Origin of the sequence: Microbacterium sp. NPDC079176 (assembly GCF_040686675.1) — a bacterium.
Taxonomy (GTDB): Bacteria; Actinomycetota; Actinomycetes; order Actinomycetales; family Microbacteriaceae; genus Microbacterium.
This window is the reverse complement of sequence record NZ_JBFBLM010000002.1, coordinates 491-24826: the sequence shown is the minus strand read 5'-3', so window position 1 is coordinate 24826 and position 24336 is coordinate 491. Positions and strand designations below refer to the sequence as shown.

Below are 24336 nucleotides of genomic sequence, written 5' to 3'. Positions count from 1 at the left end.
GAGTGTTGAGATGTCCGCGATGCCCGATCCGAGGTTCGAGCTCCGAAGGGTCACGGAGACCGAGTGGCTGATCGTCGACCACAGATACGAGGCGCACGATGCGCGCCAGACTGTCGCCTGCATCTATCAGGTCGACGCCGTCGAGGTCGATGTGCTCTGGCTGCGCAACCTTCCGCTGGCGAGCTCGTACATGTCGGCGGAAGAGGTGCTCAGCGACCTGCAGCGGTTCCACAACCCGCCGAGCCGATCGACGTCGCCGGTCACGATCCCGCACCTTCCTCCGCTCGCGACGACGGTCAGTTGATGCGCTGCGCGGAGCGGTACGTCGAATCCCAAGGGCCGCGCCATAGGCTGGCCTGATGCTCATCGCTCTGATTCGTCCCATCGAGACCAGCACTGCAGATGTCATCGGCACGACGCTGGCCGAGGTGCTCGTCGAGCTCGAACAGCACCGCAAGCCGGGCTTCTATCTGACGTCGGCGCCCGTGCGGATGCTGAAGGGCGAAGCGAAGATGGAGGCGACGGGCACGTTCACCCGTGTCGACGGCGTGCGCGAGATCGAGGCCGACGACATGTCGTCGCTCGAGGCGAAGGTGCCCGAGGGGTGGCGCATGCTGACGGTGCGCACGGCCTAGGTGCAGCGACCCGCCGACGACGAAGACCCCCAAAGGACTCAGCGCCGGTGGGGGTCTTCTCCGTGTGGACGTCGTCGGGGTCAGCCGCCGGACGGGTTCTCGAGGGGCGCACCGTCTTCGTCGGTGGTCTCGTCCTCGATGATCTCGTCGGTGCTCTTCGACGACGACTCGTCGGGCGCACCGCCCGAGGCGGTGTCCGCCTCTTCGTCGCCACCGGGAGTTCCGTGCGTGTTCTGCAGATCGCTCATTGCATCTCCTCTGTCGGTTGAGGCGACGGTATGCGGTCGACCACGCACACGAGGAGGGGGTTGACGTGAGGAGGAATCGGACGGAAGGACGACGGATCGCACAGCGGAGGGACTCTCTCTCCGGATCACGAGTGATCATGTGAAGGAAGAGTCCCTCGACCGGAGCGGCCCCGCCGGGGTCCCCAGACCGTGGTCGGGGCAGGCTCTCGAGCGAAGGATACGCCCGATAGGAGCCACGTCACATGGCGTGGTGGACGACGGCGTGCGGGCGTACGCTCTTCTGCACGAAACGCGACTGGGCCTCGGCATCTCGATGCCGCCACACATGAACGGAGATCCGCCGACCGCCGTTCACAGGATCGGACTGAGGCGCATCCGCAACCACTAGATACAGCGCTGCATTGGGGTTACGTTGGCCGTGGCCACACAGACGCGGCCCCGAGCCGGTGGAGTTCCCCAGCGAAGCCGGCTAGGTGTCCCGATAGGTACCCCAGAACCGGTCGGGGCACCGTACTGCCCGCCCCAATGCCTGTGGCCGCCTCCCCGCTCGTGGAGTCTTGACGCCGCCGGCTTTTGGGCATGAAGAGCCAGCCCCACAATCGGCAGCGCGAATGAGTGCGGACAAAATCGACCGGGTCCGCCGACACTGGGAACTCGGCATCCGCATCGAGCGTCTCCTGTTCATGGCCGACGACGCCGATTCTTCCGATCACCGCCAGTTCTACGGAATTGGCGGCGGGCCCGGAATCATCAGATGAAAGAGAGACCGCCTCCCCCGCATCGACATTCGTCACTTCTGGTCACCAGCCCATGCCCCGACTGACAGCCTCTTGCGCAGTCGCGACTCGTTCGGGCGTCATGGGTAACTCATACGGGACAACTTCCTCCAGCCGCGACGCGAGATCCGTCAGCGCCTGCTTGACTGCCTTGTGCTCTGACGGAACTTCGTCGAAGTCGACAGTCTCCAGCCAGTCCATGAGCACGATCGCGTCCTCAGTCCAGAGTGCGATCTCCACGGTTGGGTATGTCCTCATGCGGGGAGACTATCGCGCCAGCGCGGCGCGCGTTCGTCTCGCGCTCGTACTTGATCGCGCGACGCATGATCGGCACGAAGGCGAAGGCACACATCGCCCAGAAGCCGAGCCCCCCGACGAACGGCATTGGCTCACCGATAACGATGCCCACCACGACGGCGATCCCGCCGAATACTGCGGACATGACGACATTCACGATCGAGCCGACCTTGCCATACGGACTCATGGGCCCGTGAGGGTCAGCGATGTTCATGTGCTCAGTATGCAGGAATCGCGATGAACGCCGTGCTGTACCTCCGTGTCAGCACCGCCGCTCACGCCATCGACGGCTTCGGTCTCGATGATCAACCGAGGGCCCGCCGGGCCTAAGCCAAGCGCAGACCCGGCAGGCCGTCGCCACCCTCCGTGATGAGGGCGTGTCTGGCACACTCGACGCCGCCCAGCGTGACGGCCTTACGCCTGCTGCCCTCGGACTGTCCCGGACATGCAGAAGGCCCGGAGACTCTTGCGAGTTTCCGGGCCTTTCTCGGTCGGGCTGACAGGATTTGAACCTGCGACCCCTTGACCCCCAGTCAAGTGCGCTACCAAGCTGCGCCACAGCCCGTTGTTCTGCACTCTCGCGCAGGCAACTCCCCTATCTTAGCCCCACTCGACGGAACTCCGCGAACCGGGTGAGCGCCGGGCGTTGCGGGGTGTCGGAGCCCCGGCGTACGGTCGCATCCATGGTGACGATCACGACCGAGGTGGCGACCAGCGCCCGATGGGATGACGTTCAGCATGCGCTGACGGGCGGCGGCGACGGTGCCAGCTGCCAGTGCATCTGGCCGATGCTGAGCAACAAGGAGTGGAATGAGACCACCACGCCGCAACGCACAGAGATGTTGCACGATGAGATCCAGGCGGGCCCTCCACCTGGTCTGATCGCATACATCGACGGCGAGGCCGCGGGGTGGATCAGGATCGGTCCGCGAACCCTGCAGCAGCGGGTGCCGCGCACGCGCATGATCGCGGCGGCATCAACCGAGCCCTTCGATGACGAGTCCGTATGGGCCGTGACATGTTTCGTGGTCCGTCGCGAACACCGCGGCTTGGGCATCACCCTCGAGCTGCTGCGCGCCGCCGTCGATCTCGCTCGACGCTCCGGCGCCGGACTGGTCGAGGGGTACCCCGTCGACACCCGTGGCGAGAAGAAGCGCACCAACGATCTGTTCCACGGCACGCTCGCCACGTTCCTGGCGGCGGGATTCGAAGAACGCGCGGAGATGAAGCCCGGCCGAACCCTGGTCGCACTGGATCTGTCGTCATGAACGAAGAGACGGACCTACCGGCGTCCATGGGCAAGGTCGCACGACGAGGGCTCGCGCTCCACGGGTTCACCCGTCTCGACCAGTTCGACGGCGCGTCCGAGACGGCGCTGCTCGCCATCCACGGAGTCGGGCCGAAGGCCATTCGCATCCTGCGCGAGCACCTCGAGTCCCGCGGCTCGACTCTCGGGCCGTGAGCGAGCGCTAGCGTGGTGACATGAGCGACGAGAACCCGACCATCGAAGATCCCGAACTGGGCACCCTCACGCGCGCCACGACCGAGCTGTCCGACGGAACGGTACTGACCCATGACTGGTATGCAGGCGGCACGGTCGTCGCCGCCGCCCCTCTCGATCTCATGATCGAGGGCACCGATGCCGGTGAGGCTGCCGCACTGCTCCCCCATGTGCATCAGACCATAGCCGCCCTCGGCGTCCTACGACGACTGGCGACGGATGCGGTCGTCGCCGCCTTCAGCAATGCGGCCCCGGAGCAGCACGAGCTCGACGACGCGGCGACCGACCTCACCCTCGAGACGCTCGAAGCCTCGTCCGATGGCACGGTCGTGCTCCATTTCATCGACACCTGCGGCCAGCACTTCCCCGAGGGCTACTGGCCCGCCGTGCACCTCGGTGCCGACGGTCAGATCACCCAGGTGACGGTCGAATCCTGAGCGAGGCTGAGCGCGTTCGATCCCGCCCTACGATGGTGAGATGCAGCGACGCCGTCCGTCCGACCCGCTTCTCTGGGCCTTTCTGCCCTATGCGGCGGCATCGGCGGCTCACGTGGCGCTGCTGAGCGTGGGCAGCCCCGCAGCCGGGCCGACGAAGCTCCTGCTCATGCCTTTGCTCGCCGTGCCCGTGTTCGTGTCGGTGGGTCGCGCCGCGGAGCGCTCCGCGCTGGCGTTGACCATCGCGGCGCTCCTGTTCTCGTGGCTCGGCGACAGCGCAGGGGTGTTCTTCCCCGCGGCGCCAGAAGTGCCTCTGATGCTCCTGTTCTTCGGCATCGCGCATCTGGCATACATCGCGCTCTTCATCCGCCGTCTCGCCGCGCGGCGGATGCCGTGGTGGGCGCTCGTCTACGCCGCGTGGTGGGTGGCGATGCTGGTGTTCATCGGTCCGCACGCCGGTGGGCTGCTGATCGCGGTGGCTGTCTACGGTCTCGTCCTCGCGAGCACAGCGGCCACCGCCACTCGATGCTCTGGGCTCGTGTCGATCGGCGGCGCCTTCTTCCTCGCCAGCGACACTCTCTTGGCTCTTCGGCTCTTCCTGCCCGGTTCCCTGCCGGACTGGAGCAGCCCCGCCATCATGGCCACCTACACGCTCGGGCAGGGTCTGATCATCGCCGGCACCCTGATCGCACTGAGAAAGCGAGACATCTGATGGCGGATGCAGCACGGGTCGACAGCTGGCTCTGGGCGATCCGCGTCTACAAGACGCGCTCGGCCGCGACCACTGCATGCCGTGCGGGGCATGTGCGCGTGAACGGCGACAAAGTGAAGGCTGCTCAGCACATCCGCGTCGGCGACGAACTGCGCATCCGGATCGCCGGATTCGATCGGATTCTCATCGTGCGTCAGCTGCTCGTCAAGCGCGTCGGTGCCCCTCTCGCTGCGCTGGCATATGAGGACCGCACACCGGAGCGCGAACCGCAGGCGGCTCTCGGACTGCGTGATCGGGGGGCGGGGCGACCGACGAAGCGTGAGCGTCGCGACATCGACAAGCTGCGCGGGCGAGGATACGAGGATGACGGCATATTCCAGAGTTAAGCCTGGATGCTGTCGAACATAGGTTCTAATGTGGACCTATGACCCGGCGTACCGACTTCGACCTCGATCTCGAGGAGCGCTGCCGCCTGCTCGACGAATGGGTCGCCACGCGCCGCCAGATCGCTGCGCTCGAGGCCGAGTCCTACGCGCTGCTGGTCGAGCGGATCGGCATGCACGACAGCGACGTCTCGGAGAGCCCGCACCATCGCGAGGCGATCTACCGCTCGATGGTCGCAGAGTACTCCGCGGCCGGTCACATCCCGAAAGGTTCGGTCGAGTACGCCTTCACCGATGCACGCACTCTGACGCGCACGCTCCCGGCCGTGCAGGCCGCCTTCTCTGTCGGGTCGATCAGCGTGCGTCATGTCCGTGAGATCGTGCGTGCGAGCGAGATCGTCGACGACGCCATCCGCGATGGGCGGGTGGACGCCGAGACGATGAGCCTCTACGAGGCTGCTGTTCTGGTGGTCGCTGAGAACGACACGGCACCGAGAACGAAGACCCATGCACGTCAGGTGGCGGCAGCTCTCGTCGGCGAGACCGTCGTCGAGCAGCATCGCCGAGCGGCCGCGGAACGGTGTGTCACCGTCAAGTCCGTCGGCGACGGGCTTGCTGCCCTCACGGCGATCCTGCCCGAGTGGGTCGCGGTGGCGATCTCCGATCGACTCACGCAGATGGCCCGGCACATCACTCGCACCCGCAACGAGCAGGAGCCTATCCTCGAGCCGCTGGACGAACCGGAGGGCTCGCTCTACCTCGACGACCTCTCGCCCGATGATCCCCGATACGAGTCCTACTTCGACACAGCGGTGATCGCCGCCGACGGCACGTTCGTCACCGACCCGCTTGCCGGATTGATCGACCCGATGGCCGACCCCTCGAGCCCTGACATCGAGCACCTCTCCGGCGACGCTCGCACATTCGACCAGATGCGCGCCGATGTGCTGGCTGACCTGCTCCTCACTGCCGATCCGAGCGAAGCGACAGGCACAGGGCTGGAGAACATCTCCGCCCGTATCCAGGTCACCGTCGCTGCAAGCACTCTCGCCGGGGAGGACGATCGTCCCGCTGAACTCGACGGACACGGGCCGCTCGATCCCGACGTCGCGCGGGGACTCGCAGGACATCGCACCGGGTGGGCGCGTCTGTTCCTCGACGCGCAGGGACTGGTCACGGAGACCGACTCCTACTCCCCGACAGAGCAGATGCGGCGGTTCCTCAGAGCGCGCGATCAGCACTGCAGGTTTCCCGGATGCAGGATGCCGGTGCATCGTTGCGAGATCGACCACAACCACGACCACGCCCGTGGTGGACGCACGCGCGTCGACAATCTCAGCCACTTCTGCACGACGCACCACTCGCTCAAGCATCCGGACATCCATGAGCGGCATCGGTGGACGGCGCGCCAGACTTCTGACGGGTCGCTCACGTGGACGAGTCCGCTCGGCCGCGAGTATGTCGACCCACCGCGACGAAGAGTGATGTTCGTCTGAGCGCATCACACGTCACGCTGAGCGCAGCATCCTCACGCTGAGCGCAGCACGCGTCACGCTGAGCGCAACACCCCTCAGGCTGAGCGCAACACCCCTCACGCTGAGCGCAGCCACCGTCGGGCGAGGCAGCACAGCCAAGACGAAGCGGAGCGCGCGCTGAGACGGAGCGGAGCACGCACTGAGACGAAAGCGGCCCCGACTATTGCGGGAGCACGCTCAACAGCCAGCCCGCCGAGCGCACTTGCGCCGCGCCCGCTGCGTCGACGCGGTTCTGCAGCTCGCGGTCGCTCGAGATGACCACGACATGCTGCCCGGCACGCGTTCGACGTTCCACCTCGGCCACAATCGCGTCGTCTCCGGCCCCCTCGGCGCGGACGATCGAGACGCCACCTGCGGGAAGCAGCTCGGGCACCTCCGCATCGGCGTCCGACGACGGAGTCACGATTCCGCGCGCCTGCCCTTCGACGACGAGAGCGATCTCCGGGAACCAGGTCGCTCCCCCGACCCCGAGGTCGGCCGCGGGCGCAGCGAGTCCGTCGAGGCGCGAGGCAAGACGAGCCGTCGCACCGGCACGATCTCTCCACCATCCGTTCGGCACAGAGCCGACCACGTTGGCGGCGTCGACGACGAGCGACAGGCGCACATCGAGCAGGGTGCGCAGAGCGGGCCAGGCGCTACCGAAACCGGGGTGCAACGGCCGTGCGTCCACCTCATCGACGGGCACCCACTCGAGAGCCACGCTCTCGGGGTCACTGATCACGGGGTCGAACGGACGCACCACATCGGCGATGACGGTCGTGTACGACCACACGTCCAGATCGAGCACGCTGGTGAACCGGGGTCGCACGGCCGCATCCGGAACCCCGGCCTCTTCCTGCGCCTCGCGCACTGCGCCCACGATCGCGCTCTCGCCCTCGTGCATGGCGCCGCCAGGCAACCCCCATGTCCCACCGAAGTGCGACCAGGACACCCGGTGCTGAAGAAGGATCCCGCGTTCCGGATCGACGGCGAGCAGTCCAGCCGCGCCGAAGCGCCCCCAGTACTTCTCCCCCGAGGGGGCGATCACCCAGGCGTCGCCCGGGTTTCGCGGCCCATCTGGGCGGCGGGGTTCACCTGCGGCGGGAGGTACGACAGTCACCCCTTCAGCCTGTCACAGCATCCGGCTGTCGGCATCCGCCGGGGTCATACGCGGGAACAGCTGTGCCCGCGCGGAATCGCGCGGGCACAGCTGTCGAATCGGGTGCGATCAGCGCTGGCGCTTCTCGCGGACCCTCATGTTGATGACGATCGGAGTTCCGTCGAATTCGTAGAGCTCGCGCAGACGACGCTGAATGAAGCGGCGGTAGCCCGGGTCGAGGAATCCCGTCGTGAACAGCACGAACGTCGGCGGACGCGTCGATGCCTGCGTGCCGAACAGGATGCGCGGCTGCTTTCCGCCACGCAGCGGGTGCGGGTGCTCGGCGACGAGCTCTGCGAGGAAGGCGTTGAACTTGCCCGTCGGGATGCGACGGTCCCAGTTCTCCAACGCCGTCTCGAGCGCCGGCACGAGCTTGTCGAGGTGACGACCGGTCTTGGCCGAGATGTTCACTCGGGGCGCCCAGGCGACGTGCGCCAGGTCCTGCTCGATCTCACGCTCGAGGTACCGACGTCGATCGGCGTTCTCGAGGTCGTCATCGTTCAGACGATCCCACTTGTTGAATGCCAGCACGAGAGAGCGGCCCGACTCGAGCACGAGATCGATGATGCGGACGTCCTGCTCGCTGATCGTCTCGGACACATCGAGGACGACGACCGCGACCTCCGCCTTCTCGAGAGCAGCGGACGTGCGCAGCGACGCGTAGAAGTCAGCACCCTGCGCCATGTGCACCCGGCGGCGGATGCCGGCGGTGTCGACGAGGCGCCAGAGCTTGCCACCGAGCTCGACAATCTCATCGACCGGGTCACGGGTGGTTCCCGCGAGGTCGTTCACGACCACGCGCTCTTCGCCGGCCGCCTTGTTGAGCAGCGAGGACTTGCCGACGTTCGGGCGACCGAGGATCGCGACGCGCCGCGGCCCGCCGATCTCGGCCTTCGCGACCGCGGAGACATCCGGCAGCTTCTTCAGCAGCTGGTCGAGCAGATCGGCGACGCCACGACCGTGGATCGCCGACACCGGGTAGGGCTCGCCGAGGCCGAGGTTCCAGAGAGCCGCAGCCTCAGGCTCCTGACGAGCGTCGTCGATCTTGTTGGCGACGAGGAAGACCGGCTTGCCGCTCTTGCGCAGCAGCTTCACGACGTGCTCATCGGTCGACGTGGCGCCGACCATGGCGTCGACGACGAACAGCACGATGTCGGCGAGGTCGATCGCGACCTCCGCCTGCGCGGCGACCGAGCGGTCGATGCCGCGGGCGTCGGGCTCCCAGCCGCCCGTGTCGACGAGCGAGAAGCGACGGTCGGCCCACTCGGCCTTGTACGTCACGCGGTCGCGGGTCACGCCGGGGGTGTCCTCGACGACTGCCTCACGACGGCCGAGGATGCGGTTGACGAGAGCCGACTTGCCGACGTTCGGTCGACCGACGATCGCGACGACCGGCAGGGCCGGGAAGAACTGGATCCCGTCCTCACCCATCGTGATGCCGGCGAGAAGGGCGGCATCTTCATCGTCCAGGTCGTAGTCGGCGAGGCCGGCGCGCAGGGTCTCGGCGCGCGCCTCGGCGAGCTGCTCGTCGAGCGACTCCATCTTCTCGGCGAGCTGGTCGGGGCCGCCTTCGTATTCGTCGTCAGCCATGGTGTACTCCTCGGATTCGTTCGATCACCGCGAGGACGGCGTCGATGGTCTGTGTGAAATCGAGCTCCGTCGAATCGACGACCTCGACGCCGTCTGCGGCGTTCAGGAAGTCGACGACGGCGCTGTCTGATGCGTCGCGCTTGTGCAGTGCGGCCGCGACGGCCTCGGCGTTCTCGCCGGCGAGCTCGCCGGCACGTCGTGCGGCGCGCACCTCGGGCGCAGCCGTGAGGAGGATGCGCACCGGGGCGTCGGGAGCCACCACGGTGGTGATGTCCCGCCCCTCGACGACGACCGCCGGGTACGGCGCCTCGGCGACGAGGGTGCGGAAGAGACGATTGACCCGGTCCCGCACCTCGGGCACACGGGCGACGCCGCTCACCGCGCTCGAGACCGATGGTTCGCGGATCGCGTCCGTGACGTCGACCTCTCCGACGAGCACGGTGCGATCGTCGGGGTCGAGGCCGAGGCGCACAGGGAAGTCGGAGACGGCGTCGAGCACCGCCGCGGCATCCGCCGTGTCGGTGCCTCGATCCAGCACATGCCAGGCGAGAGCGCGGTACGCGGAGCCGGTGTCGAGGTAGCCGAAGCCCAGAGCCCGAGCGACCGCCTTGGACACGCTGGACTTGCCGGAGCCGGCGGGCCCGTCGATCGCGATGAAATCAGTCATTGGTCGTACCTGCAATCCGCCAGCCGCGTTCCTGAAGTCCGGTGATCGCCCCGTGCAGCGCAGCAGGGTCGACGCTGATCTCGGCCAGGCCGAACTGCGCGCCCGGCGAGTGCTCGAGACGGAGGTCCTCGACGTTGACGCCGAGCTCTCCGAGTTCGCCGAACAGTCGACCGAGTTGGCCGGCGGTGTCGTCGACCATCACGACCAGGGACTCGAATCGCTGGTTCTGCCCATGCTTTCCGGGAAGACGTTCGACGCCGTCGTTGCCCTGCCGGATCGTCTCGGCGACCACACGCCGAGCCCCGGGGGCCTCGGGCGCGCGCAGAGCGTCCGACACTTCGCGGAGATCGGATGCCAGAGCGTCGAGGATCTCGACCACGGGCCCGGCGTTCGCTCCGAGGATCTGCACCCAGAGTTCGGGTGCGGATGCCGCGATACGCGTCGTGTCGCGGACGCCCTGGCCGGAGAGGCGCAGCGCACCCTCGTCGGCGGTGGCGAGACGGCCGGCGAGCAGGCTCGCGACGACCTGAGGAACGTGGGAGGTGAGAGCGACCGAGCGGTCGTGCTCCTCGGGAGTCATCTCGAGCGGCATCGCTCCGACATCGAGGGCGAGCGCTTCGACGAGCGCGAGATCGGTGGCGGTCGTGTCGGCATCCCGGCACACCACCCAGGGGCGGCCCACGAAGAGGTCGGCGCGCGCAGAGATCGCTCCGCCGCGCTCGCGTCCGGCGAGGGGGTGCGAGCCGATGTAGCGGGTGAGGTCGACGCCACGGTGCTGCAGGCTGTGCAGGGGCTCGAGCTTGACACTCGCCACGTCGGTGACGACAGCGTGAGGGAAACGACTCAGCTCCGACTCGATGACATCCGCGGTGACATCCGGCGGCACGGCGACCACGATCAGCACCGGCGAATCGTCCTCGGCGGCCGAGCGGCCCGCCCCGTAGTCGATCGCGAGACGCAGCTGGGCGGGCGAGGTGTCGGCGAGCACCACGTCGACACCCTTCGCACGAAGGGCATGTCCGATGCTCGCGCCGAGCAGCCCGGCGCCGACGACGCGAACGGTTCCCGAGAGTCTGGCCGCGATTCGTGGCGCGACAGAACTCCGAGCCCCCGTGGGCGCACTCGTCGTATCGGTCACTCGTTCTCCTGTTGCTCGCCTGGCGCCTCGGCGACACCGGAATCACGGCGCGACAGAGTCAAGAGTGCGCCGAGTTCGATTTTAGTCAGTTCGCGCGTCTTCCCAACCGGGAGGGTTCCCAGGTGCAGCGGGCCGAACTGGCGGCGCACGAGTTCGGTCACCGGGTGGCCGACCGCTGCCAGCATCCGTCGGACGATGCGATTGCGCCCGGAGTGCAGTGTCAGCTCGACGAGACTCGACCCGCGAGAGGTGTCGAGCAGCCTCGCCTTGTCTGCCGCGATCGGACCGTCGTCGAGCTCGATGCCCCGGGTGAGCTTCGAGATCGTCTGCGCGGTCACTTCGCCTTCGACCTTGGCGATGTAGACCTTGGTCACCCCGAACGACGGGTGAGCGAGCACGTGAGCGAGGTCTCCGTCGTTGGTCAGCACGAGCAGCCCGCTGGTCTCCGCGTCGAGCCGCCCGACGTTGTAGAGCCGCTCCTCGTAGTCCTCGGTGAACCGGCGCAGATCCGGGCGATCGTTCTCGTCCCGCATGCTGCTGACGACCCCGGTGGGCTTGTTCAGCATCACATAGCGCTTCGACACATCGAGCTGAACAGCGGTGCCGTCCACATCGATGAGATCGGTCTCGGGGTCGACGCGACGGCCGAGCTCGGTGACGGTCACGCCGTTGACACGGATGCGCCCTTCGACGATGTACTGCTCGATCACGCGTCGCGAGGCCACGCCCGCCGCCGACAGCACCTTCTGCAGGCGGATGCCCTCTGGTGTCTCGAAGCCGCTCATCGGATGGTCCCTTCGTTGAAACTGATTCTGCGCGTCGCGCCGTCGCGGCCGGTCGCTGCCGTCAGGACGACCGAGATCATCGGATGGTCCCTTCGTCGAAGCCGTCCGCGCCGTCGTCGAGCAGAGGAGAGATGGGGGGCAGCTCGTCGAGCGAGTTGATGCCCAGGTGCTGCAGCAGAGCGTCGGTCGTGCCGTAGTTGATGGCGCCGGTCTCGGAGTCCGCGAACAGCTCGGTGATGAGACCTCGTGCGAGGAGCGTCCGCACGACGGAGTCGACGTTCACCGCGCGGATCGACGCCACCTGGCTGCGCGTGACGGGCTGCTTGTAGGCGATCACCGCGAGCGTCTCGAGCGCCGCCTGCGAGAGTCGCGCCGGCGCTTGTCCCCCGACGAACTCCGCGACGACGTCGTCGTGATCCTCCCGGACGTACAGGCGCCACCCCCCGCCGACCTCACGCAGCTCGAAACCCCGTCGCGGTCCGTGACCCTTGCCGTCGTAATCGTCGACCAGCGTCTCGATCGTCTGTCGGACGGCCGCGACCGGTGATCCGACGGCAGCGGCGAGAGCGACGAGTCCGATCGGCTCGTCGATGATCAGCAGGATCGCCTCGATGCGCTCGGAGAGGGGCGTGTCACGCACGGCCGGCTCGGTCACGGCTCCGGTCGCTGCGTCAACGGTGTCATCGGTCATAGTCGGCTCCCAGGGATGCCAGTGTCTCGTCCGACCAGGAGTCGGCTGCCCAGCGCAGCGTGAGCTCGCCGAGCGGTTCCAGTTGCTCGAAGGAGAGTGCGGCGTGCCGGTAGAGCTCCAGCACGGAGATGAACCGCGCGACCACGATCCCGGGCTCGCTCACACCTGCGACCAGCTCGCGGAAGCTCACGGACTCCGCCGCGCGCAGCAGAGTGACCACGATCGCGGCCTGTTCGCGGATGCTGACGAGCGGAGCGTGCAGGTGATCGAGGCCGACATGCGGGATCTCCTTCGGCGCGAACGCGAGGAGCGCGAGCGCGGCGAAGTCATCCGCGCTGAGCGACCACACGAGCTCGGGGGTCTTTCGCCTGTGCTTCTCATCCAGCCGGACAGCACGCACGTGCCGACGGTCCTCGCGCTGCAGGCATCGGGCGAACCACGCCGAGACCTCTTTGAAGGCGCGGTACTGCAGGAGTCGCGCGAAGAGGAGGTCACGTGCTTCGAGGAGAGCGACGGCTTCGGCATCCACCAGCTCGCCCTGAGGCAGCAGTCCCGCCACCTTCATGTCGAGCAGCGTCGCTGCGACCACCAGGAACTCGGACGCCTGATCGAGCTCCTCGTCGTCGTCGAGCTCCTTGAGGTATGCGATGAACTCGTTCGTGACGGCGCTCAGCGACACCTCGGTGATGTCCATCTCGTGCTTCGAGATGAGGTTCAGCAGAAGGTCGAACGGGCCGTCGAAGTTCGACAGTGAGACGCGGAACCCGGCATCCGCCGGCGGTGCGGTGTCAGCGATGTCTGAGCCGATGTCCGCGACGGACTGAACGGGCGAGACGGACTGAGCCGGGGTGTCTGGCGGCTCGAGCTCAGGCGACAGCGCCACGGGCGACCAGCTCCCGCGCCAGTCGCAGGTACGCCTGCGCGGCAGCGTGCTCCGGAGCGAACTCGGTGATCGGCACACCGGACACCGATGCATCGGGGAACTTGACGGTTCGACCGATCACGGTCTCCAGGACGTCGTCCCCGAACGCCTCGACCACACGCTCGAGAACCTCACGCGAGTGCAGGGTGCGCGGGTCGTACATGGTGGCGAGGAGGCCGTCCATGGTGATCGACGGGTTCAGCCGGTCGCGCACCTTGTCGATCGTCTCGATCAGCAGCGCCACACCGCGAAGCGCGAAGAACTCGCACTCGAGCGGGATGATGACGCCGTGAGCGGCGGTCAGCGCGTTGACCGTCAGCAGACCGAGCGAGGGCTGGCAGTCGATGAGGATGACGTCGTACTCCCCCGCGACCTGGCGGAGGACACGGGCGAGGATCGTCTCGCGGGCGACCTCGTTCACGAGGTGCACCTCAGCGGCCGACAGGTCGATGTTCGCCGGCATGACGTCGAGGCCCTCCACACCCGAGTGCACGATCGCATCATGTGCGTCGCGCTTGGTGTCGAGCAGCAGATCGTAGATCGTGGGCACATCGTGCGTCTGAATGCCGAGACCTGCCGACAGTGCGCCCTGCGGGTCGAAGTCGACCGCGAGGACCTTCCGGCCATATTCGGCGAGAGCCGCAGCGAGGTTGATCGAGGTCGTCGTCTTGCCGACGCCGCCCTTCTGATTGCAGAGGGCGATGATGCGGGCGGGACCATGCGAGGCGAGCGGAGCAGGGGTCGCGAAGCCGTGATAGGGACGCCCGGTGGGTCCCATGGGGGTGTCGTCGGTCTTCGACGTCTTCGCCCTGGACTTCGCCGCGTTCTCAGCCACCGATTCTCCTGCTCGTTTCGTGCTTGATCGAGTCTACCGATCGCCCGGAGGGTTCCACGCCTCGCCCGCGGCGATCCCGCGTTTTGGCCGCAGCTCGGCTCACCGGGCGCGAGGGTGCGACGTCGCGTAGATGTCGCGCAGCGTGTCGACAGACACGTGCGTGTAGATCTGGGTCGTCGCGACCGAGGCGTGTCCGAGCAGCTCCTGCACGACGCGCACGTCTGCGCCGCCCTGCAGCAGGTGCGTGGCGAACGAGTGCCGCAGCGTGTGCGGTGAGACCTCGGCGGTGATGTGCGCGTTCTCCGCGGCCGCGCGGATGACCAGCCAGGCGCTCTGGCGCGACAGGGGCGCACCGCGCGCGCCGAGGAACAGCCGCGCCGACGCCCGACCCTTCACTGCGAGCCCGGGACGGACCCGGGTGAGGTACGCGTCCACCGCTGCGCGGGCGAACGAGCCGATCGGCACGATACGTTCCTTCGACCCCTTGCCGCGGAGGCGCAGGACATCGCCATGAGCGAGGTCGTCGACGTCGAGCCCGACGGCCTCCGACACACGAGCGCCGGTCGCGTAGAGCAGCTCGAGCAGGGCCCGGTCACGGATGCCCAGAGAGTCCTCCGCGCTGGGGGCGCCGAGGAGGCTCTCGACCTGGTCGATCGTCAGGGCCTTCGGCAGACGCCGCGGGGCCTTGGGCGGACGGAGACGGCCGCTCGGGTCATCCGGTTCGATCCCTTCACGCGCCAGGAACCGGTGCCATCCGCGCACCGACGACTGCAGACGGGCGAGGCTCGTCGCCGCAGGAGCCGGATCGGCCCCGGAGCGATCGGCGATGAAGCGTCCGACGACCGCAGCGCTGATCTCAGCGGTGTCCGTCACCCCCTCGGACACGAGCCACTCCAGATACGTGTCGAGGTCGCGTCGATACGCCGAGATGGTGTGCTCGCTGAGGCCGCGCTCGATCGTGACGTGGCGCAGATACGTGTCCAACGCTCGGTCGAGCTGCATGCTCAGCTCCGGTCGCGCAGCCTCTGGGCGGCCGCGAGGACGCCGATGCTGAGGATGCCGTTGCGCATCCGCCCATCGAGCACCGCGGCGACCGCGGCATCGAGCGGCACCCACTCCACGCGGATGTCAGCCTCTTCGTCCACGCGCGCGTGCGCTTCGTTCGCCGTCGACACACCACTCGCGAGGAAGACGTGGATGACCTCGTCGTTGCCACCCGGGGTCGTCCACGACGATACGAGCGGCTCCCAGTGCGCGGCGACGAGATCGGCCTCCTCCGCCAGCTCGCGCTGAGCTGCCGCGAGGGGCTCCTCCCCCGGCATGTCGAGCAGACCTGCCGGCAGCTCCCAGTCGCGGTGACGGATCGGGTGCCGGTACTGCTGGATCAGCAGTACGCGACCCTGGTCATCGAGCGCGAGGATCGCTACGGCGCCGGTGTGCGCGACATACTGACGGCGGATCTCCCCGTCGCCGTAACGCACACGGTCGTCGCGCACATTCCAGACGGCACCCTCGTAGACGAGGTCGCTCTGCAGAACCTCCGGCTGGAAGGGCTCGTCTCTCAGCTCATCGAACTCAGACATGGGCTTCGCCACGCTCAGGCGACTGCTTCGCCGAACTCGGCATCGGCCTCGACGTCGAAGAGCTCGCTCGAGCGGTGACGCTCGATCGCAGCCCCGACCAGGCCACGGAACAGCGGGTGCGGGTCGGTCGGGCGCGAGCGGAGCTCCGGGTGCGCCTGGGTGGCGATGTAGTACGGGTGGACGTCCCGCGGGAGCTCGACGTACTCGACCAGGTCGAGCTCGGGGTTGAGACCCGAGAAGACCAGACCGGCCTCGGAGAGACGCGCACGGTAGGCGTTGTTGACCTCGTAGCGGTGGCGGTGACGCTCCGACGCCTCGGGGCCGCCGTACAGCTCGCTCGCCAGGGAGCCCTCCGCCAGCGCCGCCTTGTAGAGGCCGAGCCGCATCGTGCCACCCAGGTCTCCACCGTCGAGGATCTCGATCTGCTCCGCCATCGTGGCGATGACCGGCTCGGTCGTCTCGGGGTCGAACTCGCTCGACGACGCGCCCTCGATGCCGGCGACATCACGGGCGTATTCGATGACCATGCACTGGAGGCCGAGGCAGAGGCCGAGGGTCGGAATTCCCTGCTCGCGCGCGAACTTCAGCGCACCGAGCTTGCCCTCGATCCCACGGATGCCGAAGCCACCGGGAACGCAGATGCCGTCGAGTGCGGCGAGCTGCTCGCGGGCGCCCTCGGGGGTCTCGCAGCGGTCCGACGGGATCCAGCGGATGTTGACCTTGGTCTCCTGTGCGAAACCGCCGGCCTTCAGCGCTTCGGTCACCGAGAGGTAGGCGTCCGGCAGGTCGATGTACTTGCCGACCAGGCCGATGGTGACCTCGTGCTTCGGGTTGTGCACGGCGTGGAGGACCTTGCTCCAGCGCGACCAGTCCACCTCGTCGGCAGCCTTCTGGTCGAGTCCGAGGCGGCGCACGATGTACGAGTCGAGCCCCTGGTCGTTGAGCGTCGAGGGGATGTCGTAGATGCTCGGCAGATCGACCGTGTTGATGACGCCCTCGGCGTCGACGTCGCACATGAGTGCGATCTTGTTGCGGTTGCTCTCGCTCACAGGCCGGTCGCTGCGGAGCACGAGGGCATCGGGCTGGATGCCGACCTGACGGAGGGCCGCCACCGAGTGCTGGGTCGGCTTCGTCTTCTGCTCACCGGATGCGCCCATGAACGGAACCAGCGAGACGTGCACGAAGAACACGCTGTCGCGTCCGAGCTCGTGACGCAGCTGACGAGCGGCCTCGAGGAACGGCTGCGACTCGATGTCGCCGACCGTTCCGCCGACCTCGGTGATGATCACGTCGGGGCGAGGATCCTCGGTCGCCTGCAGACGCATGCGGCGCTTGATCTCATCGGTGATGTGCGGGATGACCTGCACGGTGTCGCCGAGGTACTCGCCGCGACGCTCGCGGGCGATGACCTGCGAGTAGATCTGACCGGTCGTGACGTTCGCCGCCTGCGACAGGTTGATGTCGAGGAAGCGCTCGTAGTGGCCGATGTCGAGGTCGGTCTCGGCACCGTCATCCGTGACGAAGACCTCACCGTGCTGGAACGGGTTCATCGTGCCCGGATCGACGTTGAGATACGGGTCGAGCTTCTGCATCACGACGCGGAGTCCGCGTGCGGTGAGAAGGTTGCCGAGGCTTGCGGCAGTGAGCCCCTTACCCAAAGACGAAACGACACCACCCGTCACAAAGATGTGCTTGGTCGTGTCGTTCTTGGGCCCCGCAGAAGAAGAGTTCATCACGGGCTTCGATCCTATCAGGAGGTGAGGGCGCCGAGGCTGAGAAGTTCTCGGGCGTGGGTGATCGCGGCATCCGAATCGGTCAATCCGGACAGCAGTCGGGCCATCTCGGCCTCGCGCTCCTGGCCTTCGAGACGGCGGACACTCGATGCGGTGACTGCTCCGTCGTGGGATTTCACGACGGAGAGGTGGTTGTTGGCGAACGCGGCGACCTGAGCCAGATGAGTCACGGCGATCACCTGCGACTTCTCTGCGAGTCGGGCGAGTCGTCGGCCGACCTCGATCGCCGCCGCACCGCCGATCCCGGCATCGACCTCGTCGAAGACGAAGGTCGGCACGGGGTCGGTGCCGGCGATCACGACCTCGATGGCGAGCATCACGCGCGACAGCTCGCCGCCGGATGCCCCCTTCGAGACGGAGCGGGGTTCGGCACCGGGGTGGGGCGCGAGCAGGATGGCGACGTCGTCGCGGCCGTGAGCGCTCTCCGCCCCGGGCGTGACCGCGACCTCGAGAGTCGCGTCCGGCATGGCGAGCTCGTGCAGCTCATCGCTCACGGCGACGCCCAGTCGTGCTGCGGCTGCGGTGCGCTCCGCGGTCAGTGCCTCGGCCCGGGAATCCAGCTCTGCACGAGCGGCGTCCCGTTCGGCCTCGAGGCGTGCGAGCCGCTCGCCGTCGTCTTCGAGTTCGGCGAGCCGGGTCGATCCGGTCTGCCACAGCTCGAGAGCCTCGTCCAGCGAACCGTGCGCACGGATGAGCGTGCTCAAAGCCGCGCGCCGCTCTTCGACCGCCGCGAGCTCGTGCGGTCCCGATTCGTCGAGATCCGCGAGGTAGGCGGAGAGCTGTCCGGCGATGTCAGCGATCCGGTAGCCGATGTCGGCGAGGCCTGCGGATATCTCGGTGAGCGCGGCGTCGGAGACCCGTTCGAGCGCGCGACGCGCCTCGGCGATCAACGCGGATGCGTCGGGCTCGCCCTCTTCGTTCGAGAGCGCGCCGTGGGCGAGCGAGGCCGCGAGGCGCAGCTCCTCGGCGTTCGCCAGGCGCTCGGCCCGTGCCGACAGCTCGACGTCCTCGCCCGGTTCCGGGGCGGCAGCCTCGATGAGAGCAAGTGCCTCCCGAAGCCGGGAGGCCTCGTCGGCTCGGCGATCACGGTTCTCGGTGATGTCCGCGATCTCGGAATCCAGCTCGCGCCACCGGGTGAACGACGATGCGTAGGCGTCGAGCGCCCGGGCGATCGGCGCTCCTCCGAAGCGATCGAGCGCATCGCGCTGCGCAGCGGCAGAGCGCAGCCTGAGCTGCTCGGACTGACCGTGCACGACGACCAGCTCCTCGGCCAGGGCCGACAGCACACCCGCCGGCGCCGCGCGTCCTCCGACGCTCGCACGGCTGCGTCCCTCGGCGCTCAGCGTGCGTGAGACGTACAGCTCTGCGGCACCGGAACCGGCGGGTTCCAGCTCGCCCCCGGCGTCTGCCACGATGTCCGCGACGTCGCCGGTCTCGGGGACGATCCACACGCCCGCGACCGAGGCCTGAGTGGCACCGGCACGCACCGCTCCGGAATCGGCGCGCTGACCGAGCAGAAGGCCGAGGCCGGTCACGACCATCGTCTTGCCGGCACCGGTCTCACCTGTGATCGCGGTGAATCCGGGCCCGAGAGGCAGCACGGCGTCGGCGATCACGCCGAGTCCCTGCATCCGCATCTCCTCGATCATGAGGCTGCCCCCTGCCCGCGCCATCCCGCGACCGGCAACTGGAACTTGCGCACCAGACGATCGGTGAAAGCGGTCGGGTGCAGACGCGCGAGGCGCACGGGGCGCGATGATCGCCGCACGACGACTCGGGCCCCCGGCGGCAGGTCGTGGGACCGTCGCCCGTCGCACCAGAGGATGCCGGCGCCGGACGTGCCTTCGAGCATCTCGATGGCCACGGCGGCATCGGGGCTGACCACCAGCGGCTTGGCGAAGAGCGCGTGCGCCGAGAGCGGCACCACCGCGATGGCTTCGACGCTCGGCCAGATGACCGGACCGCCCGCGGAGAAGTTGTAGGCCGTGGACCCGGTCGGAGTGGACACGACCATTCCGTCGCATCCGAAGCTCGAGAGGGGGCGTCCGTCGATCTCGAGCACGACCTCGATCATGCGCTCCCGACTCGCCTTCTCGACCGTCGCCTCGTTGAGGGCGAACGTCTCGTAGACCACCTCGCCGTCGACGTCCTTGACCCGGACCGACAGCGCGAGACGCTCTTCGACCTCGTAGTCGCGGTCGATGACGCGGCGCATGGCGGCATCCATGTCATCGCGGTCGATCTCCGCGAGGAATCCGACGTGGCCCATGTTGATCCCGAGCACGGGAGCCGCGCAGCCGCGCACCAGCTCGGCGGCTCGCAGGATCGTGCCGTCGCCGCCCAGGACGATCGCGAGCTCGAGCTGCTCCTGCTGCACCGTCTCGCCGAGCACGTCGACATCCGCGAAGCGGGCATCGACGGCACGCAGGTCGAGGCTGTCGTCGGCGGCGAGCACGGGGCGCGCCCCCGCGCCACGCAGCGCATCGACCACGCGGAGGGCCGCTTCGACCGTGTCTTCCCTGCCGGCATGGGCGACGACCAGGATGTTGCGCTCGTTCATCGTCTCCCTGTCAGTTCGTTGATGCGGTCCGACCATTCTGACGGATCACTGCCGCGGCCCGGTGCGAGGTGCAGAAGGTATTCCGTGTTCCCGTGGGTCCCGAGAATCGGGGAGGACAGGATGCCGAGCATGCCGAGCCCCGCGTCCCAAGCGCTCCAGGCCGTCCGCGCGACGGCGTCGGCGCGCGTGGCGGGATCTGTCACCAGTCCCCCGCGCACGGCCGTTCGACCGACCTCGAACTGGGGTTTGACCAGCAGCACGATGTCGGATCCCGCCGCTGCCACGCTCGCGACGGCCGGCAGGACATGCTCGAGCGAGATGAACGAGAGGTCGCCCACGATGAGGTCGGGGGCTGCGTCCTCCCCGGTCACGTCCCTCAGGTTCTCTGGGGTCATGTATCGGACGTTGTACCCCTCGACGCGCACCACACCGGGATCGGATGCCACGGCAGCGGCCATCTGATCGTGTCCGACGTCGACGGCCAGCACACGGCGCGCTCCGCGCTCACGCAGCACCTGGGTGAAGCCACCGGTGGAGGCGCCCATGTCGAGCGCCAGGCGCCCTTCGGCAGAGATGCCGAAGCCGTCGAGCGCGGCGACCAGCTTGTGCGCGCCGCGACCGACATAGTGGTCGGCACCCGCGACGGAGATCTCGGCCTCATCGCTGACAGGCGTCGACGCCTTCACGACCGGTCGGCCGTCGACGCTCACCAGACCGTCGGCGATCAGGGTTGCGGCGTGGGTGCGTGAGCGGGCGAGTCCTCGCGCGGCGAGGGCAGCGTCGAGTCGCGTCATCGGGCGCCCGGCGCATCGCGCTGATCGAGTCTCGCGCCGCTGTCGAGGCGGCGGGACAGCTCGTCATGCAGCCCGGAGTACGCGTCTGCTCTGGCAGCGAGAGGCTGCCCCTCGATCAGGCGCAGGCGACTCCACAGACCATCGGTCGGTGCGTTCGTCGTCTCTTCGCTCACGCTTCTACTGTACGCGGCAGGGCCGACACGTCGGCGGAGCCACGGCGAGGGCCCGGCTGCCCGTCAGGGCCGGTGGAAGGGGTCGTCGTAGAGGCGCTCAGGGACGCGAAGCACGAACACCGGTGTCCCGGAAGCCCAGATCGCGGCTGCCCCGGCGCGCAGCAGATCGATCTGCGCCTCGCCCTCGGCGATGATCTCGACATCCGCACCGCTGACGCGGACAGACGCGCCGTTGACCGAATAGACGCCGTCCTTGGACGTGAGCTCCGGGTACGGCTGGTGCAGTTCCCGCAGATCACTCAGGATGTACGTCGGACGGGATCCTTCCGGTGCCGCGAGCACATGCTTCGGCCGGTCGATGCCCGTGAGCACCAGCGCGGAGTCGATACCCGCCCTGACCGCCCCGAGAATGTCGGTGTCGAGACGGTCGCCAATGAACAGCGGCTTCGTCGCGCCGAAGCGCGACGTGGCCTCCTCGAAGATCGGAGTCTCCGGTTTGCCTGCCACTGTCGCGAGCCGGCCGATCGCCGTGTGCACGGCGGACACGAGCGTCCCGTTGCCCGGGGCGACGCCGCGTTCGCGCGGGATCGTCCAGTCGGTGTTGGTGGCGATCCACGGGATGCCGCCCTCATCTTCGGGGAGCTTCAGGGCGAATGCCGCTTCTGCGAGGTCCGTCCAGGCGACCTCAGGGGCGAAGCCCTGCACGACCGCATCCGGAGCATCCTCAGCACTGCGAGTCACCGTGTAACCGGCCTTCTCGGCCTCGTCCACGAGCCCGGCTCCCCCGACGATCAGCAACGTCGCCGGAGGGGGCACGATCCCGGCGAGCAGCCGCATGGCGGCCTGCGGGCTGGTGATGACATCAGCCGGGGCGACGTCGAGACCCAGGCTGCTGAGGTGCTCGGCGACCGACGCGTCGGTGCGCGACGCGTTGTTCGTGATGTAACCGAGTCTCGCGGTCTCACCGGCCGCGTTGAGGCTCTCCACCGCGTAGGGCAGCGCGCCAGGGCCCGCATAGACGACGCCATCCAGGTCAGCGAGCACGGCGTCGACGCCGTCGAGCGGCGTGCGCAGTGCGGGCTTCTTGGAGAACAGCCCCACTACGCCTCCTCAGAGGGCTCGGATGCTGTGCGCTTCGCGTCGATGTCGGCGAGGTCGCCGTCCTCGTCCTCGTCCTCGCCGAGAAGCTCACGTACCTCATCGTCGATCGACGGTTCCGGCTCGATATCGGACTCGGTGTCCGCCTCTTCAGCACCTGCAGCCGCGATGGTCTCGTCGGACTCGGCGGGCTCCAGTTCGGACTCAGAATCGTCTGACCCGGAATCGTCGGACTCCGAGTCGTCGGACTCAGAATCGTCGGACTCAGAATCGGACCGGCCGTCTTCAGCATGGTCGTCATCGAAGTCACCTTCGATGAGACCGTCTTCGATGATGATCTCCTCATCACCGGCTTCGTCGACGCCCAGCGCTTCCGCAGCGACCTCGGCGCGATGCGCCCAGAACTCTGCCTCGTCGGTGCGCCCCAGGTCCTCGAGCACGGCGGCGCGCGCAGCGAAGAGCGCGGGGCTCCACTCGAATGCGCGGTCGGGGTCGAGCTCAGGGATCTCGAGTTCGCCGAGCGCGAGTTCGAGGTCGCCCTGATCCAGACGTGCACCCGACATGGCGATCGCCAGCGAGACACGGACGGGCGTGGTCAGAGCGGTCCGGTCGACAGCGCGACCGGTCTCGAGCGCACGGTCGGGGCGGCCGATGCCCCGCTCGCTGTCGACCATCAGGGCGATCTGATCGTCCTTGCCGGAGATGCGGCGGTACGTGCGCAGCTCACGCAGCGCAAGAGCGAAGTCCTCGGTCGCATAGGCGGTGATCCCGAGGGTCTCGCGGACGATCGCGATGCGGCCGGCACGGCGGGATGCTGCGAGAGCGTGCTCATGAGCGAGAGCGGGATCCTCGTCGATGAGACGCGACGCCATCGCGAGGTGACGAGCGACGAGGTCGGCGTTCTCCTTGCTCAGGGTCTTCAGCTCATTGCGCGCCGACGTGTGTAGGTCACGGGCCGTGACGTCATCGGGGATGTGCGGGTCGTTGAAGCGAGGACGATCGCCCGATGCCTGCACCGGACGCTCACGGTCCACTCCCCCACGCTGCGGGTACGAGCGCGACGAGTCGCGGTCCTGCCGCGGCGCGCGGTCATCGCGGTTGTACCCACCAGTGCGGGGAGCACCACCGTCACGGCTGTCACGGTTGTAGCCGCCCGAGCGCGGTGCGCCACCGTCACGGTTGTCGCGGTTGTAGCCGCCGGTACGGGGGGCGCCACCGTCGCGACTGTCACGGTTGTACCCACCGGTACGGGGAGCGCCACCTTCACGGTTGTAGCCACCGGTACGAGGTGCGCCACCGTCGCGACTGTCACGGTTGTAACGGCCCGAACGCGGAGCGCCACCATCACGGTTGTCGCGGTTGTACCCACCGGTACGGGGAGCACCACCGTCACGGTTGTAGCCACCGGTACGAGGTGCGCCACCTTCACGGTTGTAGCCACCGGTACGAGGTGCGCCACCGTCACGGCTGTCACGGTTGTAACCGCCCGTACGAGGAGCGCCACCGTCACGGCTGTCACGGTTGTAACCGCCCGAACGCGGAGCGCCACCGTCACGGCTGTCACGGTTGTACCCACCAGTGCGAGGAGCACCACCGTCACGGCTGTCACGGTTGTACCCACCAGTGCGAGGAGCACCACCATCGCGATTGTCGCGGTTGTACCCACCAGAACGCGGAGCACCACCATCACGGCTGTCACGGTTGTACCCACCCGAACGGGGAGCCCCACCGTCGCGGTTGTAACCGCCAGTGCGCGGAGCACCACCATCGCGGTTGAAACCGCCAGTGCGCGGGGCACCACCATCGCGGTTGAAACCGCCAGTGCGCGGGGCACCACCATCGCGGTTATAGCCGCCCGAACGGGGAGCGCCACCATCACGGTTGTCGCGGTTGTAGCCGCCCGAACGAGAAGCGCCACCATCACGGTTATCGCGGTTGTACCCACCAGAACGGGGGGCACCACCATCGCGGTTATAGCCGCCCGAACGGGGAGCGCCACCATCACGGTTGTCGCGGTTGTAGCCGCCCGAACGAGAAGCGCCACCATC

The 24336-nt window shown here is 68.0% G+C and carries 29 protein-coding genes and 1 tRNA gene; 9 read left to right on the top strand and 21 right to left on the bottom strand.

Translation table 11 applies throughout. The features are described from left to right. The first annotated feature begins 19 nt into the window (after positions 1-19). Together AB0P11_RS04135 and AB0P11_RS04130 are read left to right on the top strand one after the other, a co-directional pair. Entirely contained in the window at positions 20-304 is a 285-nt protein-coding gene (locus tag AB0P11_RS04135) for a hypothetical protein (RefSeq protein ID WP_230100701.1), read from the top strand. A gap of 55 nt (positions 305-359) precedes the next feature. Next, positions 360-635, top strand: a complete 276-nt coding sequence (locus AB0P11_RS04130) for a hypothetical protein (protein ID WP_363519999.1) — start codon at positions 360-362, stop codon at positions 633-635. An 80-nt stretch (positions 636-715) separates the two neighbouring features. On the opposite strand, the gene AB0P11_RS04125 is transcribed toward AB0P11_RS04130, so the two are convergent. Then, positions 716-883: a hypothetical protein gene (locus AB0P11_RS04125; protein ID WP_171821924.1), complete on the bottom strand. Its 168-nt coding sequence runs from the start codon at positions 881-883 to the stop codon at positions 716-718. 611 nt (positions 884-1494) lie between these two features. Here AB0P11_RS04125 and AB0P11_RS04120 point away from each other — a divergent pair. Next, positions 1495-1641 carry a hypothetical protein gene (locus AB0P11_RS04120; RefSeq protein ID WP_363519996.1) on the top strand — a complete coding sequence of 49 codons (147 nt, stop codon included), beginning with the start codon at positions 1495-1497 and terminating at the stop codon, positions 1639-1641. Between the two features lie 42 nt (positions 1642-1683). Here the strand turns inward: AB0P11_RS04120 and AB0P11_RS04115 are convergent, their stop codons facing one another. The 3 genes from AB0P11_RS04115 to AB0P11_RS04105 form a co-directional block, all read right to left on the bottom strand. Further along, positions 1684-1899: a hypothetical protein gene (locus tag AB0P11_RS04115; protein WP_363519993.1), complete on the bottom strand. Its 216-nt coding sequence runs from the start codon at positions 1897-1899 to the stop codon at positions 1684-1686. After that, on the bottom strand, positions 1877-2170 hold the full coding sequence (locus tag AB0P11_RS04110) for a hypothetical protein (RefSeq protein ID WP_363519990.1): 294 nt from the start codon (positions 2168-2170) through the stop codon (positions 1877-1879). Before AB0P11_RS04110 ends, AB0P11_RS04115 begins: the two co-directional genes overlap by 23 nt. 277 nt (positions 2171-2447) lie before the next feature. Further along, positions 2448-2521, bottom strand: a tRNA-Pro gene (locus AB0P11_RS04105). A gap of 118 nt (positions 2522-2639) precedes the next feature. Here AB0P11_RS04105 and AB0P11_RS04100 point away from each other — a divergent pair. Genes AB0P11_RS04100 through AB0P11_RS04075 form a run of 6 tightly spaced genes read left to right on the top strand, consistent with a single transcriptional unit; the run spans position 2640 to position 6482 of the window. Then, positions 2640-3224: a GNAT family N-acetyltransferase gene (locus tag AB0P11_RS04100; RefSeq protein WP_053096830.1), complete on the top strand. Its 585-nt coding sequence runs from the start codon at positions 2640-2642 to the stop codon at positions 3222-3224. Then, positions 3221-3418, top strand: a complete 198-nt coding sequence (locus AB0P11_RS04095) for a hypothetical protein (protein WP_053096832.1) — start codon at positions 3221-3223, stop codon at positions 3416-3418. The genes AB0P11_RS04100 and AB0P11_RS04095 overlap by 4 nt, the downstream gene beginning before the upstream one ends. A 20-nt stretch (positions 3419-3438) precedes the next feature. Further along, positions 3439-3894: a hypothetical protein gene (locus AB0P11_RS04090; RefSeq protein ID WP_056278988.1), complete on the top strand. Its 456-nt coding sequence runs from the start codon at positions 3439-3441 to the stop codon at positions 3892-3894. 40 nt (positions 3895-3934) lie between these two features. Next, a complete protein-coding gene (locus AB0P11_RS04085) occupies positions 3935-4603 on the top strand; it encodes a lysoplasmalogenase (protein ID WP_187249855.1) in 669 nt (222 codons plus the stop codon). After that, positions 4603-4989 carry an RNA-binding S4 domain-containing protein gene (locus tag AB0P11_RS04080; RefSeq protein ID WP_363519985.1) on the top strand — a complete coding sequence of 129 codons (387 nt, stop codon included), beginning with the start codon at positions 4603-4605 and terminating at the stop codon, positions 4987-4989. The genes AB0P11_RS04085 and AB0P11_RS04080 overlap by 1 nt, the downstream gene beginning before the upstream one ends. Before the next feature lie 38 nt (positions 4990-5027). Continuing rightward, positions 5028-6482, top strand: coding sequence for an HNH endonuclease signature motif containing protein (locus tag AB0P11_RS04075; RefSeq protein ID WP_187249857.1), 1455 nt, complete (start codon positions 5028-5030; stop codon positions 6480-6482). 199 nt (positions 6483-6681) lie between these two features. Here the strand turns inward: AB0P11_RS04075 and AB0P11_RS04070 are convergent, their stop codons facing one another. The 17 genes from AB0P11_RS04070 to AB0P11_RS03990 all read right to left on the bottom strand — a co-directional run. After that, positions 6682-7620, bottom strand: coding sequence for an NUDIX hydrolase (locus AB0P11_RS04070; RefSeq protein WP_285363371.1), 939 nt, complete (start codon positions 7618-7620; stop codon positions 6682-6684). A gap of 108 nt (positions 7621-7728) precedes the next feature. Then, entirely contained in the window at positions 7729-9249 is a 1521-nt protein-coding gene (gene der / locus AB0P11_RS04065; RefSeq protein ID WP_053096842.1) for a ribosome biogenesis GTPase Der, read from the bottom strand. Beyond that, a complete protein-coding gene (gene cmk / locus AB0P11_RS04060) occupies positions 9242-9916 on the bottom strand; it encodes a (d)CMP kinase (RefSeq protein WP_056278992.1) in 675 nt (224 codons plus the stop codon). The genes der and cmk overlap by 8 nt, the downstream gene beginning before the upstream one ends. Next, positions 9909-11054 (bottom strand): prephenate dehydrogenase, encoded by a 1146-nt coding sequence (locus AB0P11_RS04055; protein ID WP_082297845.1) that lies wholly within the window; start codon positions 11052-11054, stop codon positions 9909-9911. The genes cmk and AB0P11_RS04055 overlap by 8 nt, the downstream gene beginning before the upstream one ends. Beyond that, a complete protein-coding gene (locus AB0P11_RS04050) occupies positions 11051-11839 on the bottom strand; it encodes a pseudouridine synthase (RefSeq protein ID WP_056278993.1) in 789 nt (262 codons plus the stop codon). The genes AB0P11_RS04055 and AB0P11_RS04050 overlap by 4 nt, the downstream gene beginning before the upstream one ends. Before the next feature lie 76 nt (positions 11840-11915). Continuing rightward, on the bottom strand, positions 11916-12530 hold the full coding sequence (scpB, locus tag AB0P11_RS04045; protein WP_056278994.1) for an SMC-Scp complex subunit ScpB: 615 nt from the start codon (positions 12528-12530) through the stop codon (positions 11916-11918). After that, positions 12520-13338 carry a ScpA family protein gene (locus AB0P11_RS04040; protein ID WP_056279127.1) on the bottom strand — a complete coding sequence of 273 codons (819 nt, stop codon included), beginning with the start codon at positions 13336-13338 and terminating at the stop codon, positions 12520-12522. The genes scpB and AB0P11_RS04040 overlap by 11 nt, the downstream gene beginning before the upstream one ends. Before the next feature lie 58 nt (positions 13339-13396). Further along, positions 13397-14230, bottom strand: coding sequence for a ParA family protein (locus AB0P11_RS04035; protein ID WP_053099169.1), 834 nt, complete (start codon positions 14228-14230; stop codon positions 13397-13399). A 156-nt stretch (positions 14231-14386) separates the two neighbouring features. After that, entirely contained in the window at positions 14387-15289 is a 903-nt protein-coding gene (gene xerD / locus AB0P11_RS04030; protein ID WP_363519977.1) for a site-specific tyrosine recombinase XerD, read from the bottom strand. 2 nt (positions 15290-15291) lie between these two features. Next, complete coding sequence (locus AB0P11_RS04025; RefSeq protein WP_053099170.1) at positions 15292-15870, bottom strand: NUDIX hydrolase; 579 nt, start codon at positions 15868-15870, stop codon at positions 15292-15294. 14 nt (positions 15871-15884) lie between these two features. Next, on the bottom strand, positions 15885-17603 hold the full coding sequence (locus tag AB0P11_RS04020; protein WP_053096852.1) for a CTP synthase: 1719 nt from the start codon (positions 17601-17603) through the stop codon (positions 15885-15887). Between the two features lie 17 nt (positions 17604-17620). Beyond that, positions 17621-19312, bottom strand: coding sequence for a DNA repair protein RecN (recN, locus tag AB0P11_RS04015; RefSeq protein ID WP_056279129.1), 1692 nt, complete (start codon positions 19310-19312; stop codon positions 17621-17623). After that, positions 19309-20223, bottom strand: a complete 915-nt coding sequence (locus AB0P11_RS04010; RefSeq protein WP_053096854.1) for an NAD kinase — start codon at positions 20221-20223, stop codon at positions 19309-19311. The genes recN and AB0P11_RS04010 overlap by 4 nt, the downstream gene beginning before the upstream one ends. Continuing rightward, on the bottom strand, positions 20220-21017 hold the full coding sequence (locus AB0P11_RS04005; RefSeq protein ID WP_053096856.1) for a TlyA family RNA methyltransferase: 798 nt from the start codon (positions 21015-21017) through the stop codon (positions 20220-20222). Before AB0P11_RS04005 ends, AB0P11_RS04010 begins: the two co-directional genes overlap by 4 nt. Beyond that, on the bottom strand, positions 21014-21190 hold the full coding sequence (locus AB0P11_RS04000) for a hypothetical protein (RefSeq protein ID WP_171821925.1): 177 nt from the start codon (positions 21188-21190) through the stop codon (positions 21014-21016). Before AB0P11_RS04000 ends, AB0P11_RS04005 begins: the two co-directional genes overlap by 4 nt. A gap of 63 nt (positions 21191-21253) precedes the next feature. Next, positions 21254-22291, bottom strand: coding sequence for an HAD-IIA family hydrolase (locus tag AB0P11_RS03995; RefSeq protein WP_072591490.1), 1038 nt, complete (start codon positions 22289-22291; stop codon positions 21254-21256). Beyond that, the coding region (locus AB0P11_RS03990) for a hypothetical protein (RefSeq protein WP_363519969.1) at positions 22291-24336 on the bottom strand (2046 nt) is incomplete at its 5' end. The genes AB0P11_RS03995 and AB0P11_RS03990, both read right to left, overlap by 1 nt.